Source organism: Pseudomonas sp. MWU12-2345, from assembly GCF_023242385.1.
GTDB classification, from domain to species: domain Bacteria; phylum Pseudomonadota; class Gammaproteobacteria; order Pseudomonadales; family Pseudomonadaceae; genus Aquipseudomonas; species Aquipseudomonas gingeri_D.
In genome coordinates this window covers 1,120,865-1,135,909 of sequence record NZ_JALLJA010000001.1, presented here as the reverse complement: position 1 = coordinate 1,135,909, position 15,045 = coordinate 1,120,865, and the positions used below count along the sequence as shown (strand labels likewise).

The 15,045-nt window shown below is 62.2% G+C and carries 16 protein-coding genes; 4 read left to right on the top strand and 12 right to left on the bottom strand.

Annotation, left to right across the window (positions count from 1 at the left end; genetic code table 11):
• Positions 1-68: 68 nt before the first annotated feature.
• The 7 genes from mgtA to M5C71_RS04695 form a co-directional block, all read right to left on the bottom strand.
• On the bottom strand, positions 69-2,780 hold the full coding sequence (gene mgtA / locus M5C71_RS04725) for a magnesium-translocating P-type ATPase (protein WP_248767342.1): 2,712 nt from the start codon (positions 2,778-2,780) through the stop codon (positions 69-71).
• A 286-nt stretch (positions 2,781-3,066) separates the two neighbouring features.
• A complete protein-coding gene (locus M5C71_RS04720) occupies positions 3,067-3,360 on the bottom strand; it encodes a hypothetical protein (RefSeq protein ID WP_103494645.1) in 294 nt (97 codons plus the stop codon).
• A gap of 412 nt (positions 3,361-3,772) precedes the next feature.
• Positions 3,773-6,406: a glucosidase gene (locus M5C71_RS04715; RefSeq protein ID WP_248767341.1), complete on the bottom strand. Its 2,634-nt coding sequence runs from the start codon at positions 6,404-6,406 to the stop codon at positions 3,773-3,775.
• A gap of 72 nt (positions 6,407-6,478) precedes the next feature.
• Entirely contained in the window at positions 6,479-7,567 is a 1,089-nt protein-coding gene (modC, locus tag M5C71_RS04710) for a molybdenum ABC transporter ATP-binding protein (RefSeq protein WP_103494647.1), read from the bottom strand.
• Positions 7,568-7,570: 3 nt separating this feature from the next.
• Positions 7,571-8,251: a molybdate ABC transporter permease subunit gene (modB, locus tag M5C71_RS04705; protein WP_103494648.1), complete on the bottom strand. Its 681-nt coding sequence runs from the start codon at positions 8,249-8,251 to the stop codon at positions 7,571-7,573.
• The gene (gene modA / locus M5C71_RS04700; RefSeq protein WP_248767340.1) at positions 8,252-9,019 is read right to left on the bottom strand and encodes a molybdate ABC transporter substrate-binding protein; all 768 of its coding nucleotides are present in this window, start codon (positions 9,017-9,019) and stop codon (positions 8,252-8,254) included.
• A 137-nt stretch (positions 9,020-9,156) separates the two neighbouring features.
• Complete coding sequence (locus M5C71_RS04695; protein ID WP_248767339.1) at positions 9,157-10,221, bottom strand: nitronate monooxygenase family protein; 1,065 nt, start codon at positions 10,219-10,221, stop codon at positions 9,157-9,159.
• Between the two features lie 189 nt (positions 10,222-10,410).
• On the opposite strand from M5C71_RS04695, the gene M5C71_RS04690 reads away from it, so the two are divergent.
• From M5C71_RS04690 to M5C71_RS04680, 3 genes are read left to right on the top strand one after another with little or no spacing between them, the layout of a single operon-like run.
• On the top strand, positions 10,411-10,869 hold the full coding sequence (locus tag M5C71_RS04690; RefSeq protein WP_248767338.1) for a GyrI-like domain-containing protein: 459 nt from the start codon (positions 10,411-10,413) through the stop codon (positions 10,867-10,869).
• A gap of 58 nt (positions 10,870-10,927) precedes the next feature.
• Entirely contained in the window at positions 10,928-11,563 is a 636-nt protein-coding gene (locus M5C71_RS04685; RefSeq protein WP_248767337.1) for a TetR/AcrR family transcriptional regulator, read from the top strand.
• A gap of 47 nt (positions 11,564-11,610) precedes the next feature.
• Positions 11,611-12,594 (top strand): MDR family oxidoreductase, encoded by a 984-nt coding sequence (locus M5C71_RS04680; protein WP_248767336.1) that lies wholly within the window; start codon positions 11,611-11,613, stop codon positions 12,592-12,594.
• 11 nt (positions 12,595-12,605) lie between these two features.
• On the opposite strand, the gene alkB is transcribed toward M5C71_RS04680, so the two are convergent.
• From alkB to M5C71_RS04665, 3 genes are read right to left on the bottom strand one after another with little or no spacing between them, the layout of a single operon-like run.
• A complete protein-coding gene (alkB, locus tag M5C71_RS04675) occupies positions 12,606-13,262 on the bottom strand; it encodes a DNA oxidative demethylase AlkB (RefSeq protein ID WP_248767335.1) in 657 nt (218 codons plus the stop codon).
• 23 nt (positions 13,263-13,285) lie between these two features.
• Positions 13,286-13,462 carry a hypothetical protein gene (locus M5C71_RS04670; protein WP_177098710.1) on the bottom strand — a complete coding sequence of 59 codons (177 nt, stop codon included), beginning with the start codon at positions 13,460-13,462 and terminating at the stop codon, positions 13,286-13,288.
• 39 nt (positions 13,463-13,501) lie between these two features.
• Positions 13,502-13,807 carry a DUF1883 domain-containing protein gene (locus tag M5C71_RS04665; RefSeq protein WP_100943791.1) on the bottom strand — a complete coding sequence of 102 codons (306 nt, stop codon included), beginning with the start codon at positions 13,805-13,807 and terminating at the stop codon, positions 13,502-13,504.
• A 209-nt stretch (positions 13,808-14,016) separates the two neighbouring features.
• Between M5C71_RS04665 and M5C71_RS04660 the strand changes: the two genes are divergently transcribed.
• Positions 14,017-14,373: a hypothetical protein gene (locus tag M5C71_RS04660; RefSeq protein ID WP_103494655.1), complete on the top strand. Its 357-nt coding sequence runs from the start codon at positions 14,017-14,019 to the stop codon at positions 14,371-14,373.
• Positions 14,374-14,408: 35 nt separating this feature from the next.
• On the opposite strand, the gene M5C71_RS04655 is transcribed toward M5C71_RS04660, so the two are convergent.
• The gene (locus tag M5C71_RS04655; RefSeq protein WP_103494656.1) at positions 14,409-14,690 is read right to left on the bottom strand and encodes a hypothetical protein; all 282 of its coding nucleotides are present in this window, start codon (positions 14,688-14,690) and stop codon (positions 14,409-14,411) included.
• A 7-nt stretch (positions 14,691-14,697) separates the two neighbouring features.
• Positions 14,698-14,886: a hypothetical protein gene (locus M5C71_RS04650; RefSeq protein WP_103494657.1), complete on the bottom strand. Its 189-nt coding sequence runs from the start codon at positions 14,884-14,886 to the stop codon at positions 14,698-14,700.
• Positions 14,887-15,045: the final 159 nt, after the last annotated feature.

The window sequence follows — 15,045 nt, the reverse complement described above, 5'->3', positions numbered from 1 at the left end:
CAGTATCGAGGTCCCCTTCGCGGACAAGCCCTGCTCCTATAAGGTTCGGTGTTATCTGACGAACCGCATCAGAACCACTGCTTGAAGCGGCGGATATAGAACATCTTCATGCTCTGGGCCACCACGCAGTAGGCCAGCAGGGTACCCACCAGCCATGGGAAGTACGCCGTCGGCAACGGCACCAGGCCCACCAGCGTGCCCAGTTGCGAGAACGGCAGGTAGATGCCGATGGACACCGCCAGACAGGTCATGACGATGATCGGCAGTGACGCAGTGCTCTGGAAGAACGGGATCTTCTGGGTCCGCAGCATGTGCACCACCAAGGTCTGCGACAGCAGGCCTTCGATAAACCAGCCGGACTGGAACAATGCCTGGGCTTCCACGCTGTTGGCGGCGAACACGTACCACATCAGGGCAAAGGTGGTCATGTCGAAGATCGACGAGGTCGGCCCGATCCACAGCATGAAACGCCCGATGTTCTTCGCGTCCCACTTGCGTGGCTTGCGCAGGTATTCCTTGTCCATCTTGTCCCACGGCAGGGCCAGCTGGGAGATGTCGTAGATCAGGTTCTGCAGCAGCAGGTGGATCGACAGCATCGGCAGGAACGGGATGAACGCACTGGCCACCAGCACCGAGAACACGTTGCCGAAGTTGGAGCTGGCGGTCATGTTCAGGTACTTCATGATATTGCCGAAGGTTTCGCGGCCCTTGAGCACGCCTTCTTCCAGCACCATCAGGCTCTTTTCCAGCAGGATGATGTCGGCCGATTCCTTGGCGATGTCCGTGCCGCTGTCCACCGAGATCCCGACGTCGGCATCCCGCAGGGCCGGGGCGTCGTTGATGCCGTCGCCGAGGAAACCGACGGTATGGCCGTTGGATTGCAGGGCCTTGAGCACCCGGGATTTCTGCAACGGGGTCAGCTTGGCAAAGACCGTGCGCTCCTCGACCCGCAGCTTGAGGGTCGCGTCGTCCATATGCTCGATGTCCTGGCCCAGCAGCGGCAGGCCTGGCTCCAGGCCGACTTCACGGCAGATCTTGCAGGTGACCACGGCGTTGTCGCCAGTCAGCACCTTGACCGTAACGCCGATCTCACGCAGGGCGGCAATCGCCGGCCCGGCGGTTTCCTTCGGCGGATCGAGGAAAGTCAGGAAGCCGCGGATGACCAGGTCACGCTCGTCGGCGGTCTTGTATTGCCCCTTGGTCTGCGGTTTGGGAATATCGCGGGTGGCCAGCAGCAGGACGCGGAAGCCGTCCTTGTTGTAATCGTTGGCCAGGGCCAGCAGGGCCTTGCGACGCTGCTCGTCCAGGGCCACGACCTCGTTGCCTTCCATGACGTGGCTGGAGATGGCGAGCATTTCCTCGACCGCGCCCTTGCACACCAGCAGGTGATCGGCACGGCTGTCCTGGACGATGATCGACAGGCGCCGACGGACGAAGTCGAAGGGCAGTTCATCGACCTTGCTGTAGGCGAACGGCTCCTGGAAGTTGGGGTTCTCCCGGGAGAACTGCAGCACCGCCTGGTCCATCAGGTTCTTCATGCCGCTCTGGTGGTAGCTGTTGAGCCAGGCCAGGCCCAGCACCGCGTCATCGCGCTGGCCGGCGGCGTCGACGTGGTGCTCGAGGATGATCTTGTCCTGGGTCAGGGTGCCGGTCTTGTCGGTGCACAGTACGTCCATGGAGCCGAAGTTCTGGATGGCATTCAGGCGCTTGACCACCACCTTGCGCCGGGCCATGGCCATGGCACCCTTGGCGAGGTTGGCGCTGACGATCATCGGCAGCATTTCCGGGGTCAGGCCGACGGCGACCGCCAGGGCGAAGAGCAGGGCATCGCTCCAGTCGCCTTTGGAGAAACCGTTGAGCAGGAACACGATCGGCACCATCACCAGCATGAAGCGGATCAGCAGCCAGCTGACACTGTTCACCCCGCGATCGAAGGCGGTCTGCACCCGCGAGCCGACAATCGCCTTGGCCAGCGAGCCGAAGTAGGTACGCGCACCGGTGGCGACCACCACGGCCTTGGCGGTGCCGCTGACCACGTTGGTGCCCATGAAGCAGATGTTCTGCAGGTCCAGCAGATTGCTCTGGTCGGTGCCGGTGGAGGCGGATTTGGCCGCGACATCGCCGAGGGTGTCGTACTTCTCCACCGGCAAGGCTTCACCGGTGAGCACCGCCTGGCTGATAAACAGGTCGCGGGATTCGATCAGGCGGATATCCGCCGGAATCATGTCGCCGGCCGACAACTGCACGATATCGCCGGCCACCAGTTCGCGCATCGGCACTTCGCGCAGTACTGGCTTGTTGCCCAGTTGCTCGCGGCGCAGCACCGTGGCGGTGGTCCGGACCATGGCCTTGAGGGCTTCGGCGGACTTGCCCGAGCGGTGTTCCTGCCAGAAGCGCAGGGTGCTGCTCAGGGTCACCATGGTCATGATGATGATGACCTTGGTCAGGTCACCTTCTTCACCGGCGCGCTCGGCCAGCCAGAAGTCGGTGAAGAAGCTGATGCCGGCCAGGATCAGCAGCACGTAGATGAAGGGGTTGTTCAGCGCCTGGAGGAACTGGATCAGGACGTGTGGCGGCTTGTCGTGGGCGACTTCGTTGAAGCCTTCGCGTTGCAGGCGGCCGGCGGCGTCCAGTTCGGTCAGGCCGTCACGGCTGGCGTTGACGTTGCTCAGGGTGGTGGCCAGGGTGTGTTGCGATTCGCGAGCGGCGCGCATCGACAGTTTGGTGTCTTGCGTCGCACGGTTTCCGGTGGGCCGGATAGGGTCTTTGACTGCGTTCATAGCGATGCCTCTGTCACGTCTTCGTGACCGGGCATATAGACGACTCACCTATTCAACAGGCGAACGAATACAGGCCGAGTCACGCGGATGCGAGTGATTCGAGTAAGAGGGTGTATAAGGTTTTAACGTTCGCTGCCCGTTCACCAAATAATGACGAACAGCGAACCGTCTACTGGCTTCGTCCATAATGAAATACTCAAGTTTTAATAATTAAAGGCATAACTATGCCGTGCACTTCCAAGTGGAAAGTGCAGGGGCGGTAGTTGTCAGTGTCAGTGCCGGATAATTAAGCGGCGCGGGCCTCGACATACAGGTTCAGGGTCAGGCCGGCGCGCTGGAACAGCTGCGCAAGCCCGGGACTCTGCGGGTCCTGGCTGTCATCGAAATTCCAGCGTTGTTGCAGCTGGCCGGTGGCCGGGCAGATACGCCAGCAGACGCAAGCGCGTGCCGAAGCCTTGGAGGAGGGGGCGGCGAACAGGGCGTTGCCGCGGGCCGACTTCACCGGCTCACGGGACAATTTGACGCGCATGTTCGAAGCAAAGGCGCGAACGCCTGGCATTACGTAGGTTTTGAAAGTCATAACACACCTCGCGACCGGACTGGCGCCGGCAGAGGCGAGTTACGGAAAGAGCATCAAGCCCTGGCGCAGCTCACCCGACCTGTACGTCGAGTCCCGTCATTTTCTGGGTTAAGCGCCCGGTGAGCCGCATTCGCGGGAACCGGACAGCGTCTAGATACTGTGTCCATTGGGTTCTTTTGTGAGTTGAAAAAAGGCCTGAGCAGCAGGCAGGGGGAATTTACTCAACGGGGTGCTTGAAGTCAATATCAAATGCAGCGTTTTGCTGGAGTAACCTGAATATAAGCTGAAGTGAAGGAGATAGTCTTCGGGTATTGAGTTCTGAAGTTGTTTGTTTCAATGAGGTGAATATGTATCGCCGTGGCGCTCGAGTACATATCCACTTAATTTTATGACCGGACTTTTTTATCGCGGATCAGCGCCTCGGTTGCAGCAGCAAGGCCACCAACGCGCTCCAGCCGGTCTGATGGGAGGCCCCCAGGCCGCGTCCGCTGTCGCCATGGAAATATTCATGAAACAGCACCAGGTCGCGACTCGCCGGATCGGCCTGCAATTGCGTGTAGGCCGCCATGGCTGGGCGACATCCGTTCTCGTCGAGCAGGAACAGTGAGGTCAGGCGTTGGCCCAGGCTGTCGGCGACTTCGTCCAGGGACGACAGATAGCCCGAGCCGCTGGGGTATTCCACGGAAAAGTGATCGTCGTAGTAGCGGTGGAATTCGCGCAGCGATTCGATCAGCAGGTAGTTGACCGGCATCCACAACGGCCCGCGCCAGTTGGAGTTGCCGCCGTACAGGCGCGAGTCGGACTCCGCCGGTTGGTAGCGGGCGCTCAGGGTCTTGCCGTCGAGTTGCATCGCCAGTGGCTGTTCGGCAAACACCTTGGACAGTGAGCGGATGCCGAAGTCGGAGAGGAACTCGGCTTCATCGAGCATGCGCTTGAGCAGGTTCTTGGTGCGTTCGCCACGCAGCAGGGCCAGCAGCAGGCGATTGCCGTCGCCAGGTTCGTTCCAGCGCGAGACCAGTGCCGCGAGGTCGGGCCGATGGTGCATGAACCCCAGCAACCGCTCGCGCAGGCCGGGCAGGCCTTCGTGTTCGCGCTGCTCCAGCACCAGCACGGCGAACAGCGGCATCAAGCCGACGATGGAGCGCAGGCGCACCGGTTCGCTTTGGCCGTCCGGGTGTTGCAGCACGTCGTAGAAAAATTCGTCCTGGTTGTCCCAGAGGCCTTCGGCGCTGTCGTCGACCCGATTGATCGCCCCGGCGATATAGAGGAAGTGCTCGAAGAATTTCACCGCGATATCGACATACACCGGGTTGCGCTTGGCCAGTTCCAGGGCGATGCGCATCATGTCCAGGGCATAGGCGGCGACCCAGGCGGTGCCGTCGGCCTGGTCGAGGGTGTAGCCGGGCGGGATGTCGTCGGAGCGGTTGAACAGGGCGATATTGTCCAGGCCCAGGAAGCCGCCCTGGAACAGGTTGCGGCCTTCGGCATCCTTGCGGTTGACCCACCAGGAGAAGTTCAGCAGCAGTTTGTGGAAGATCCGCTCGAGGAAATCCAGGTCACCGCTGCCGGTCAGCTGTTTTTCCCGTTGGTAGACCCGCCATGACGCCCAGGCATGCACCGGTGGGTTGGCGTCGTCGAAACGCCACTCGTAGGCGGGCAATTGGCCGTTGGGGTGCATGAAGCGGTCTTTGACCAGAAGCAGCAACTGGTGCTTGGCGAAGCCCGGATCGATCAGGGCGAAGGCCACCGCCTGGAAACCCAGGTCCCAGGAGGCGTACCAGGGGTATTCCCATTTGTCCGGCATGGAGACGATGTCGAAGTTCGACAGGTGCCGCCAGTGGGTGTTGCGGATGTGCAGGCGTTCGGCCGGTGGTTGCGGTTGGGTCGGGTCGCCGTCGAGCCACTGGTTCACATCGAAGTAATAGAGCTGCTTGGACCACAGCAGGCCGGCCAGGGCCTGGCGCTGGACATTGCGCGCGTCGGCGTCTTCGAGACCGTCCTGCAGGGCGGCATAGAAGTCATCGGCTTCCTGGCGGCGCTTTTCGAACAGGTGGCGGGCATTGATTTTTTCGGCATCGGGCGGCGCGAAACGCAGGTAGACCGTGCGGGTTTCATCCCCTTGCAGCGCCAGGGAAAAGTGCGCTGCCACCCGTGTCCCTGTATCCCGGCGAATGCTATCGGCACCGTTCACCACATGGTCGTTGATACCATCCTTGAACGGTCCGCGGTCTTGCGAGCCATACAGTCGCCGAGTGTTGGTTTCGTTTTCGCAGAACAGCCACTCAAAGCCGTCATCGCCCCAGGCGCTGGCTTGCATGGGGTCGCAGCCGGCGTGCTGGGCGCTGATCTTGTCACCTTCCAGGACCAGGCTCGGCCGTCGGGCGTGGTCGCTCCAGCTCCAGTCATTGCGCGCCCAGAGATGGGGCAGCACGCGCAGGCTGGCGGGTTGGTGAAAGCGGTTATGCACACTGACCCGCATGACGATATCGTTCGGGCCCTGCTTGGCGTACTCGACCGTGATATCGAAATAGCGGTTGTCCTCGAACACCCCGGTATCGAGGATCTCGTACTCGGCATCGGCCAGGCCGCGCCGGGCGTTTTCGGTGATCAGGTCGTTGTAGGGGAAGGCCGCCTGCGGGTATTTGTAGAGCATGCGCATATAGGCATGGCTGGGCACGCCGTCGAGGTAGAAGTACAGCTCCTTGACGTCTTCGCCGTGGTTGCCTTCGGCATTGTTCAGGCCGAACAGGCGCTCCTTGAGAATCGGGTCGCGCTCGTTCCAGAGGGCCAGTCCGAGGCACCAGTGCTGGGACTTGTCGGAAAACCCCGCAAGACCTTCCTCGCCCCAGCGATAGGCCCGACTACGGGCGTGCTCGTGGGGAAAATAGGCCCAGGCATCGCCGTCAGTGCTGTAGTCCTCGCGTACCGTGCCCCATTGCCGTTCACTCAGGTACGGCCCCCATTCGCGCCAGCGGGTGGCATCCTCACCGGCCAGGCGCTGGCCTTCAAGGGTGTCGAGAAGCGTCGCTGTTGGTTTGGCCGTCATCGGGTCTTCCGTCGCTCGGGGAGTGAGCAGCAGTGTAGAACGCGGCGACGGTCTTGCGGGAATCGAGTGCCGTCAGGCGAGCACCGCCACCGACTTGATCTGTGCCCAGAGGGTCTGTCCCGGAGCCAGCTTGAGCTGGTCACGGGAGTAACGGGTGATCCGCGCCAGCAACGGGGTACCCGCGGCCTCCAGGCGGATCAGCACATGGGCGTTGTTGTCGGCGGGGATTTCCCCGATGAGGGTCACCGGCAACAGATTGAGAATGCTGCTGTGTTCGCCCGGTTGCCGGCTGAGGCTGACGTCCCGGGCCTGGATCTTGACGCGCAGGCGCTTGCCCGTGGCCAGCGGTGCGTGGGCCACTCGCACGTTCAGCAGGCTGCCGGGCAATTGCAGGGTCAGCAGTTGATACTGGTCGTCATAGGCGCTGACCGTGCCCTCGATCACCACCCCGGCGTCATCGCCCAGGGCCATGGGCAGGTCGAGCCGGGCCAGGGTTTCACCGATGGGACCGCTGGCCAGAGCCTTGCCCGCGCTGAGCAGGACGATATGGTCGGCCAGGCGCGCCACTTCGTCCTGGGAGTGACTGACGTAGAGCACCGGGATATCCAGTTCGTCATGCAGACGTTCGAGGTATGGCAGGATCTCGTTCTTGCGCTGGCTGTCGAGCGCCGCCAGCGGTTCGTCCATCAGCAGCAGTTGCGGGCTGGTGAGCAGTGCCCGGGCGATGCCGATGCGCTGGCGCTCGCCGCCGGACAGGTGCTGTGGGTGGCGGTCGAGTAGATGCCCGATGCCCAGCAAGTGGGTGGCGTGGGCCATGTCGACCCGGCGTTGTGCGCGGGGAATGCGGCGCAGGCCGAACTCCAGGTTGGCCCGCACCGACAGGTGCGCAAACAGGCTGGCCTCCTGGAACACATAGCCCAGGGCGCGCTTGTGGGGCGGGACGAAGAGTTTACGGGCGCTGTCCTGCCAGACCTGGTCGTTGATCCGGATAAAGGCCTCGGGGGCTTTTTCCAGGCCGGCGATGCAGCGCAGGCAGGTGGTCTTGCCCGAGCCCGAGTGCCCGTACAGGGCGGTGACGCCACGGCCGGGCAGTTGCAGGTCGAGGTCCAGGGCAAAGTCCGGATAATCCAGGTGCAGACGAACCTGTATCGAAGAAGCCATGGCTCAACTCCAGCCCATTTTGGTCTTGCGGCTCGAGTAAAGCGCCAGCAACACGATAAAGGAAAACACCAGCATGGCGCCGGCCAGCCAGTGGGCCTGGAGATATTCCATGGCCTCGACATGGTCGTAGATCTGCACCGAGACCACCCGGGTCTTTTCCGGGATATTGCCGCCGATCATCAACACCACGCCGAACTCGCCGACGGTATGGGCAAAGCCGAGGATCGCGGCGGTGATAAAACCGGGTCGTGCCAGGGGCAGGACCACGCTGAAAAAAGTGTCCCAGGGGTTGGCGCGCAAGGTCGCCGCCACCTCCAGCGGGCGTGTGCCGATGGCACTGAACGCGTTCTGCAGCGGTTGCACCACAAAGGGCATCGAGTAGATCACCGAGCCGATCACCAACCCGGTGAAGCTGAAGGTGAGGGTGCCCAGCCCGATGGACTGGGTGAACTGGCCGATATAGCCGTGGGGGCCGAAGGCGATCAGCAAGTAGAAGCCGATCACCGTCGGCGGCAGCACCAGCGGCAGCGCCACCACCGCGCCGACCGGTCCGCGCAGCCAGGAGCGGGTGCGGGCCAGCCAGAGCGCAATCGGAGTGCCGATCAGCAACAGGATAAGCGTGACCAGGGACGCCAGTTTCAGGGTCAGCCAGATCGCGGCGAAGTCAGCACTCGTGAGCGGCATTTAGAGCTGGTAACCGTAGGACTTGATAATGGCGGCGGCTTTCGGGCCCTTCAGGTATTCGACCAGGGCCTTGGCGGCGGCGTTGTCCTTGCCCTTGGTCAGGATCACCGCGTCCTGCTTGATCGCCTCATGCATGTCGGCCGGAACGATCCACGCCGAACCGCTGGTGACCTTGCCGTCCTTGTAGATCTGCGACAGGGCGACAAAACCCAACTCGGCATTGCCGGTGGAGACGAACTGGTAGGCCTGGGTGATGTTCTGGCCGGTGACCAGCTTGTCCTTGACCTTGTCGGTCAGGCCGAGCCTGGCCAGGACCTGGGTGGCGGCCAGGCCGTAAGGCGCGGCTTTCGGGTCGGCGATGGACAGGTGCTGGTACTGGTTGTCCTTGAGCACCTGGCCCTTGGCATCGACATAACCGTCCTTGGCCGACCACAGGGCCAAGGTGCCGGTGGCATAGGTGAAGCGCGAGCCGGCAACGATATCGCCTTCTTTTTCCAGCTTGGCGGGGGTGCTGTCGTCGGCGGCGAGGAAGACTTCGAACGGTGCACCGTTCTTGATCTGGGTGTAGAACTGGCCGGTGGCCCCATAGGCCGCGACCAGCTTGTGGCCGGTGTCTTTTTCGAAGTCGGCGGCGATGGCCTGGATCGGCGCGGTGAAGTTGGCCGCGACGGCGACCTGGACTTCAGCGGCCTGGGCCGAGCTGAAAGCGAGCACGCCGAGGAGGGCGGCCAGGCAAGTCGGGGCAAAGCGTGAGGCACGAATGGTCATGAAGCGGCTCCGTTCAAAGGAAAGGGACAGGCAAATGCGCCGCTTGTTATAGGAAGTGTGCGGCGCTGAGAGGGTAAATCGCTATATAAATAAATATATAGCGATTTGATGGCCCTGGCGAGGGGCCCGGCTCCTGCTCAGCGTCTGGTCAATATCGCCTGGGCCTGTTCCGCCAGCTGCCGGGTCAACGCCTCGGCCGGCAGCTCCACGCTCAGCCGCAATGCCTGGCCCGACCAGAGATTGCTGAAGTCCGCCTCGCCCTTGGCCCGCAGCGGCAGCAGCGCACCGCCGGCCAGGGGAAACGCCGGGGCCATGTCGCTGATCGGCCCCAGCTCGCGCATCACCCGGTTCATGATGCCCCGTGCCGGCCGGCCGGTGAACAGATTGGTCAGCGCCGTCTCGCTTTCCTTCGCCGTGCGCAGTGCCTGGTGATGGGACGCCGAGACCTTGGCCTCTGGAGTGAACAGGTAAGCGGTCCCCAACTGTACCGCCGAGGCCCCGAGCATAAAGGCCGCCGCGATGCCACGGCCGTCGCCGATACCGCCGGCGGCAATCACCGGCACATCCACCGCATCGGCGATCTGTGGCACCAGGGCGATGGTGCCGACCTGGGTGTTGAGGTCGCTGCTCAGGAAGATACCGCGATGGCCGCCGGCTTCGTTGCCCATGGCGATGATCGCGTGGCAGCCGCGCTCTTCCAGCCAGCGCGCCTCATCCACAGTGGTGGCGCAACCGACGATGGTCGCGCCGGTGGCTTTCACCCGGTTGAGCAGGGCTTCGGGCGGCAGGCCGAAGTGGAAACTGACGATCTCCGGGCGCAGCTCTTCCACCAGTTGGCAACTGGTTTCATCGAAGGGGGCACGGCTGGACACCGGCGTTGGTGCATTGAAATCCACGCCCAGTTCACGGTAGTAGGGGGCCAGGCGTTCTTTCCAGCGTTTTTCCCTATCCGGGTCCGCGGCCGGCGGTTGGTGGCAGAAGAAGTTGATGTTCAATGGCGCCTGGGTCGCGCTGCGAAAGAGCTGCACCTCCTGACGAATCTGCTCCGGGGTCAGCATCGCGCAGGGCAGGGACGCAAGGCCGCCGGCCCGGGCAACGCCGATCATCATGGCGGACGTGGTTGCCCCGGCCAGTGGCCCCTGGATGATCGGGAGTTCGATGCCGAACAGGTCAAGAATGCGGTTGTCGGGCCAGGTGCTCATGACGACTTTTCTCCGGGGAAGATAAAAGGATAACGACGAGAACAGGGCTGGTTTGTATCAGGAATGAGGACCGTAAGGCCAGTCGCTGTCTTATTTGCACACGCAAAAAAAGTGCTCCCCGGTGACGGCCTCGGAAAATCCACCTAAAGTTTTCGTACTTCAAAACACCCGCTCAGGAGCACAAATCAGATGGACGTGAAACGCGTGGAAGTGGCCGCTTTCCAGGTCTGCGGCCCGCAGGTCCGCACCCGCAATCAGGATGAACAGCAACCTCGGACGGCAAGGATCGGCGGGCTGTGGGGCAGCTTTTTCGCCGAGGGATTGGCCGAGCGCATCAGTACCCGGCAGCCCGACTCGCTGGTGTATGGCGTCTATTCCGGTTACGAGTCCGATGCCAGCGGCTATTTCGATGTGACGGCTGCGGTGGCGGTCAGCGCGCCCGCGCCAGGCTATGAGACGCTGCAGGTACAGGCGGGTCCCTACCTGGTCTTCGAGGGCCGTGGCGCCATGCCGCAAACCGTGATCGACACCTGGGGGCGGATCTGGTCCTACTTCGAACAGCATCCCGGGCAGCGTCGTTTTGCCACGGATTTCGAAGCCTATACCGGGCCTGACAGTGTGTCGGTGTATATCGGCGTCGTCGGTTGAGCCGGGACTACATCTTTGGTCGTATGTATTTCGTAGCCGATCGGTCTATATTGTGCCCATGACCTCGATAACCCCCGCACCGCGCAAGCCTGGCCGTCCGCCGAAGATCCCCCGGGAGAACCTGCAAACCCGCGAGATGCTGATTCGTTGCGGCACCGAGATCCTCACCGAGCAAGGTTTCATGGCCACGGGGATCGATACCGTGCTCAAGCGGGTGGGGGTGCCCAAGGGCTCCTTCTACCATTACTTCGACAGCAAGGAAGCGTTTGGCCAGACAGTGCTTGAGAGTTACGCCGGGTATTTTGCCCGCAAGCTCGACCGCTGGCTGCTGGACGCGTCCCTGGCGCCGTTGCAGCGCCTGCGCGGTTTTGTCGACGAGGCCAAGGCCGGCATGGCCCGGCATGAATTTCGACGCGGTTGCCTGGTGGGCAATCTCGGGCAGGAAGTGACGCTGTTGCCGGACAGTTACCGCGAGCAGCTGGAGGCGGTGTTTCGCAGTTGGGAGTTGCGTCTGTCACGCTGTCTGCAAGCGGCGCAAGCCGCGGGCGAGTTGGCGGCGGATGCGGATTGCGAGGCCTTGGCGAGTTTTTTCTGGATCGGCTGGGAAGGTGCGGTATTGCGCGCCCGGCTGGTGCGTAGCGATGCACCGTTGGAAATTTTCATGCAGGGATTTGTACGCAGTCTGGCAGGTTGATTTTTTTGGGTTTATTTCTAGGCGATCGGTCTAAATTGGAGGCAAGCATGTTCAGTGGCATCTTGATCGAAAAGGACGCGGGCGGTTATCGGGCCAACCTGGCGTCCATCAGCGAGGCGCAGTTGCCGGAAGGCGATGTGACGGTGCGGGTGGCCTACAGCACCCTGAATTTCAAGGATGCCTTGGCGATCACCGGCGCAAGCCCGGTGGTGCGACAGTTTCCGATGGTGCCGGGCATCGATCTGGTGGGAACGGTGGAGCAGAGCAGCCATGCCGATTATCGGGTCGGCGATGGGGTGCTGCTTAATGGCTGGGGTGTCGGCGAAGGGCATTGGGGTGGCCTGGCGCAGAAAGCCCGGCTCAACGGTGACTGGTTGATCCCGATGCCAGCGGGCTTCACCCCGGCGCAGACCATGGCCATCGGCACCGCGGGTTTCACCGCCATGCTCAGCATCCTGGCCCTGGAGCGCAATGGCCTGACGCCGGATCAGGGCGATGTGCTGGTGACCGGGGCCAACGGCGGCGTCGGCAGTTTTGCCGTGGCCTTGCTCGCGCGGCTGGGCTATCGGGTGGTGGCCTCGACCGGACGTACCGCCGAGCATGCCTACCTGCAACAACTGGGCGCGGCCGAGATCATCGATCGCGAGACCCTGTCGCAGCCGGGCAAACCACTGGCGAAAGAGCGCTGGGCGGCCGCCATCGATTCGGTGGGCAGCCACACCCTGGCCAACGTCTGCGCCGGTATCCGCGCCAACGGCACGGTGGCCGCTTGCGGCCTGGCCCAGGGCATGGACTTTCCGGCCTCGGTGGCCCCCTTCATTCTGCGCGGCGTGACCCTGGCCGGGATCAACAGCGTGACGCAACCCAAGGTGCAACGAATCCTCGCCTGGGAGCGCCTGGCAAAAGATCTCGACCGTGGGCTGCTGGCGCTGATCAGCCAGGAAATCAGTCTGAGCGAGGCGCTTGAACTAGCACCGCGATTGCTCGCCGGGCAGGTGCGCGGTCGGGTGGTGGTGGACGTCAACCGCTAAGCCACAGGCGGCTAACCGGCGCTGCGCAAGGTGAAGTTGAGGCGCTCGGCCCCCAACTGCGGGTGATGGCCTTCCTTGATCGGCAGGACACCATGGAAACGCAGCCGGTCGACGCCGCCCCACACCACGATATCGCCGTGAAACAACGGGATGCGCCGGGTCTTGTCGCTGCGTTCGTGGCCGCCGAACAGGAAGATCGCCGGCAGGCCGAGGGAGACCGAGACCACGGGCGCGCTGAAATCGCGTTCGTTGCGGTCCTGGTGCAGGGACATCTTCGCCCCTGGCAGGTAGCGATTGATCAGGCAGGCATCGGGACTGAAGTGGGTAAACCCCGCCGCCTCGGCCGCCTCCACCGCCAGTTGCCGGAACACCTCGGGCATTTCCGGCCAGGGCCGACCGCTTTGCGGGTCTACGCGGGTATAGCGGTAGCCGTTGCGATCGGTGGTCCAGCCCAGTTCGCCGCAACTGCTCAGGCTGGCGGACATGGTGAACCCACCCGGGGTGACCATCTGCCGAAACGGCGCCTCTACCAGCACTTCGGCCAGGGCCGGCAACAGGCGCTCGACCCAGGGCAGGGCGAAGCCGCGCAGCACGCAGGATTGTGCGCCGATGGCTTCGAAGCGTTCGGGTTGCTGCAGATCGGCGTCGGCAAATAGGTCGAGAGTCATGGCAGTCGGCGGGTAGCGAGGTCTTACAGGGCCTTGCTCGCTTTCACATCGCTGATGACATCGTCACTTTCACCATGAATGGCTTTCAGCGCGGCCAGGGCTTGCTCGTCGCTGCCGTTTTCCAGTTGGGCGAATTCGAAGCGACGCTCACCGTTGAGCTTGTATTTGATGACGTACTTGGTGGTGGGTGTGGTGTTCACGGCGATTCCAGTAACGAGAAGATGGACAGCGGTGGCGATTCAGCGCAATTTCGAGCTGGAGCGTCGGATGATGCGAATCGAGTGTGTCAGGTTCGGCTTGCGGGTAACGCTGATGGCGCGCTTGGTCACCACGGTATCAATGGTGATGTTCCAGAAACCGGTGCTCGGGATGGTGATCTTCGCCGGAAAGGTATCAAAGGCGCCGCCGTGGTAGGTGTGTCGGCCGCCATTCTTGAAACTGCGAAAGTTGGCGTCGTTCATCAGGCGGATGTTGCACGTCTGGGAGCATTCGATCACGACGATGTCGTCTTCGTTGAGGTGCTCGCGCTGGTGGATGAATTTCAAGGGCGTCTCCAGAAGGCTTTTTCTACAAAATCAAAAAGATAGCATGTGGCGCAGGGCGTTTTTAGCGCGCTGGCGGATTTATTCGACCGGCACAGGCGCCAGTTTGACGGATTGTGTAGGCTTGTCGCCATAAAAGTTGGATTAAATCCTTGAGCTCGGGAGAAAAATCCCTTGAGCGCTGTCCTACCGTCTTTATCGGAGATTTGCTTATGAAGTGGGGTGTGTGGGCGTTGGTTGCTCTGGTCATGAGTGGGTGTGCGAGCGTATCGGACATCGAGCAGTCACCGCCGACGATGGCCGTGATTTCCGGCAAGAAGCCCATGGTTTATGCCCAGTGCTTCGATACGCGGTTGACCAAGGATCGGGGGCCTTCGTTGATCGAGCCTTATCACAAGGATGGTGTCAAGGTGGTCGTGCGTGACCAATTCTCCACCCATCCGTCGGCGGTGCTGATTATTGAAGAGCGTTCCAGCGGCAGCAGCATCAAGGTCTTCGAGAGCATGTCGAATTTCCCCTTGCGCTCCAAGGCTGTACTCAATGCCGCGGAACATTGCATTTCAGGCTGAACCGGCCAGCGCGCATGCCCCGACGGGGCCTGCGGCTATTTGCACTTGACGATCACCGTACGGCTTTTGAAGTTGCCCACGTCGACGCCCAGGGTCTTGTCGCTTTCCTTGGGCGACGGGGTGCCGTCGGTGCCGACGATGGTGTAGCCGGTACCGGCACAGGAGGCATCGGCTTTCTCGTAGCACTTGGCCCAGGACATCGCCTCGCCCGAACAGTCGATAGCCAGGCCCTGCTGGCCGTTGTTCAGGTAGGTTTTGGACGCCGTGGCGCAGCCGCCAAGGGCCAGTAGAGCGATCAATGCCAGAAATTTGTTCATGCCGGCTTCAGTCCTTGTTGCCACGACGCCGGGCGGCGGGGGCGGGTGTATCTTCGAACACCGAGGCCACTTCAATGGCCAGGGCTTCGCTCGGGAACGGACCGGCAACAGGTTCGCCATCGACACCGGTCAGCCACCATTGGCCATCTTTTGCTTGATTGATCAGGTAACCGTTCACGTTCTTTGCTGCCGACATCGATCTGTCTCATGGGCTGATGAAAGGTGCTGATGATAGCTCAGATCAAGGCATAAACCGTCAATAGCGGCTAGAGTTGCTGGCCGAAGCGTAAAGGTCGAGGCTTGACCGGGCCTGTGAGCGCCGGATGTAGCAAAATTTGACACAATCCCGGAACTA

Coding starts and splice junctions, on each gene's coding strand:
- M5C71_RS04690 (WP_248767338.1), top strand. CDS start 10,411: ATGGACGTGAAACGCGTGGAAGTGGCCGCTTTCCAGGTCTGCGGCCCG.
- M5C71_RS04695 (WP_248767339.1), bottom strand. CDS start 10,221: ATGAGCACCTGGCCCGACAACCGCATTCTTGACCTGTTCGGCATCGAA.
- modA (WP_248767340.1), bottom strand. CDS start 9,019: ATGACCATTCGTGCCTCACGCTTTGCCCCGACTTGCCTGGCCGCCCTC.
- M5C71_RS04680 (WP_248767336.1), top strand. CDS start 11,611: ATGTTCAGTGGCATCTTGATCGAAAAGGACGCGGGCGGTTATCGGGCC.
- M5C71_RS04715 (WP_248767341.1), bottom strand. CDS start 6,406: ATGACGGCCAAACCAACAGCGACGCTTCTCGACACCCTTGAAGGCCAG.
- mgtA (WP_248767342.1), bottom strand. CDS start 2,780: ATGAACGCAGTCAAAGACCCTATCCGGCCCACCGGAAACCGTGCGACG.
- M5C71_RS04685 (WP_248767337.1), top strand. CDS start 10,928: ATGACCTCGATAACCCCCGCACCGCGCAAGCCTGGCCGTCCGCCGAAG.
- modC (WP_103494647.1), bottom strand. CDS start 7,567: ATGGCTTCTTCGATACAGGTTCGTCTGCACCTGGATTATCCGGACTTT.
- alkB (WP_248767335.1), bottom strand. CDS start 13,262: ATGACTCTCGACCTATTTGCCGACGCCGATCTGCAGCAACCCGAACGC.
- M5C71_RS04660 (WP_103494655.1), top strand. CDS start 14,017: ATGAAGTGGGGTGTGTGGGCGTTGGTTGCTCTGGTCATGAGTGGGTGT.
- M5C71_RS04650 (WP_103494657.1), bottom strand. CDS start 14,886: ATGTCGGCAGCAAAGAACGTGAACGGTTACCTGATCAATCAAGCAAAA.
- modB (WP_103494648.1), bottom strand. CDS start 8,251: ATGCCGCTCACGAGTGCTGACTTCGCCGCGATCTGGCTGACCCTGAAA.
- M5C71_RS04720 (WP_103494645.1), bottom strand. CDS start 3,360: ATGACTTTCAAAACCTACGTAATGCCAGGCGTTCGCGCCTTTGCTTCG.
- M5C71_RS04655 (WP_103494656.1), bottom strand. CDS start 14,690: ATGAACAAATTTCTGGCATTGATCGCTCTACTGGCCCTTGGCGGCTGC.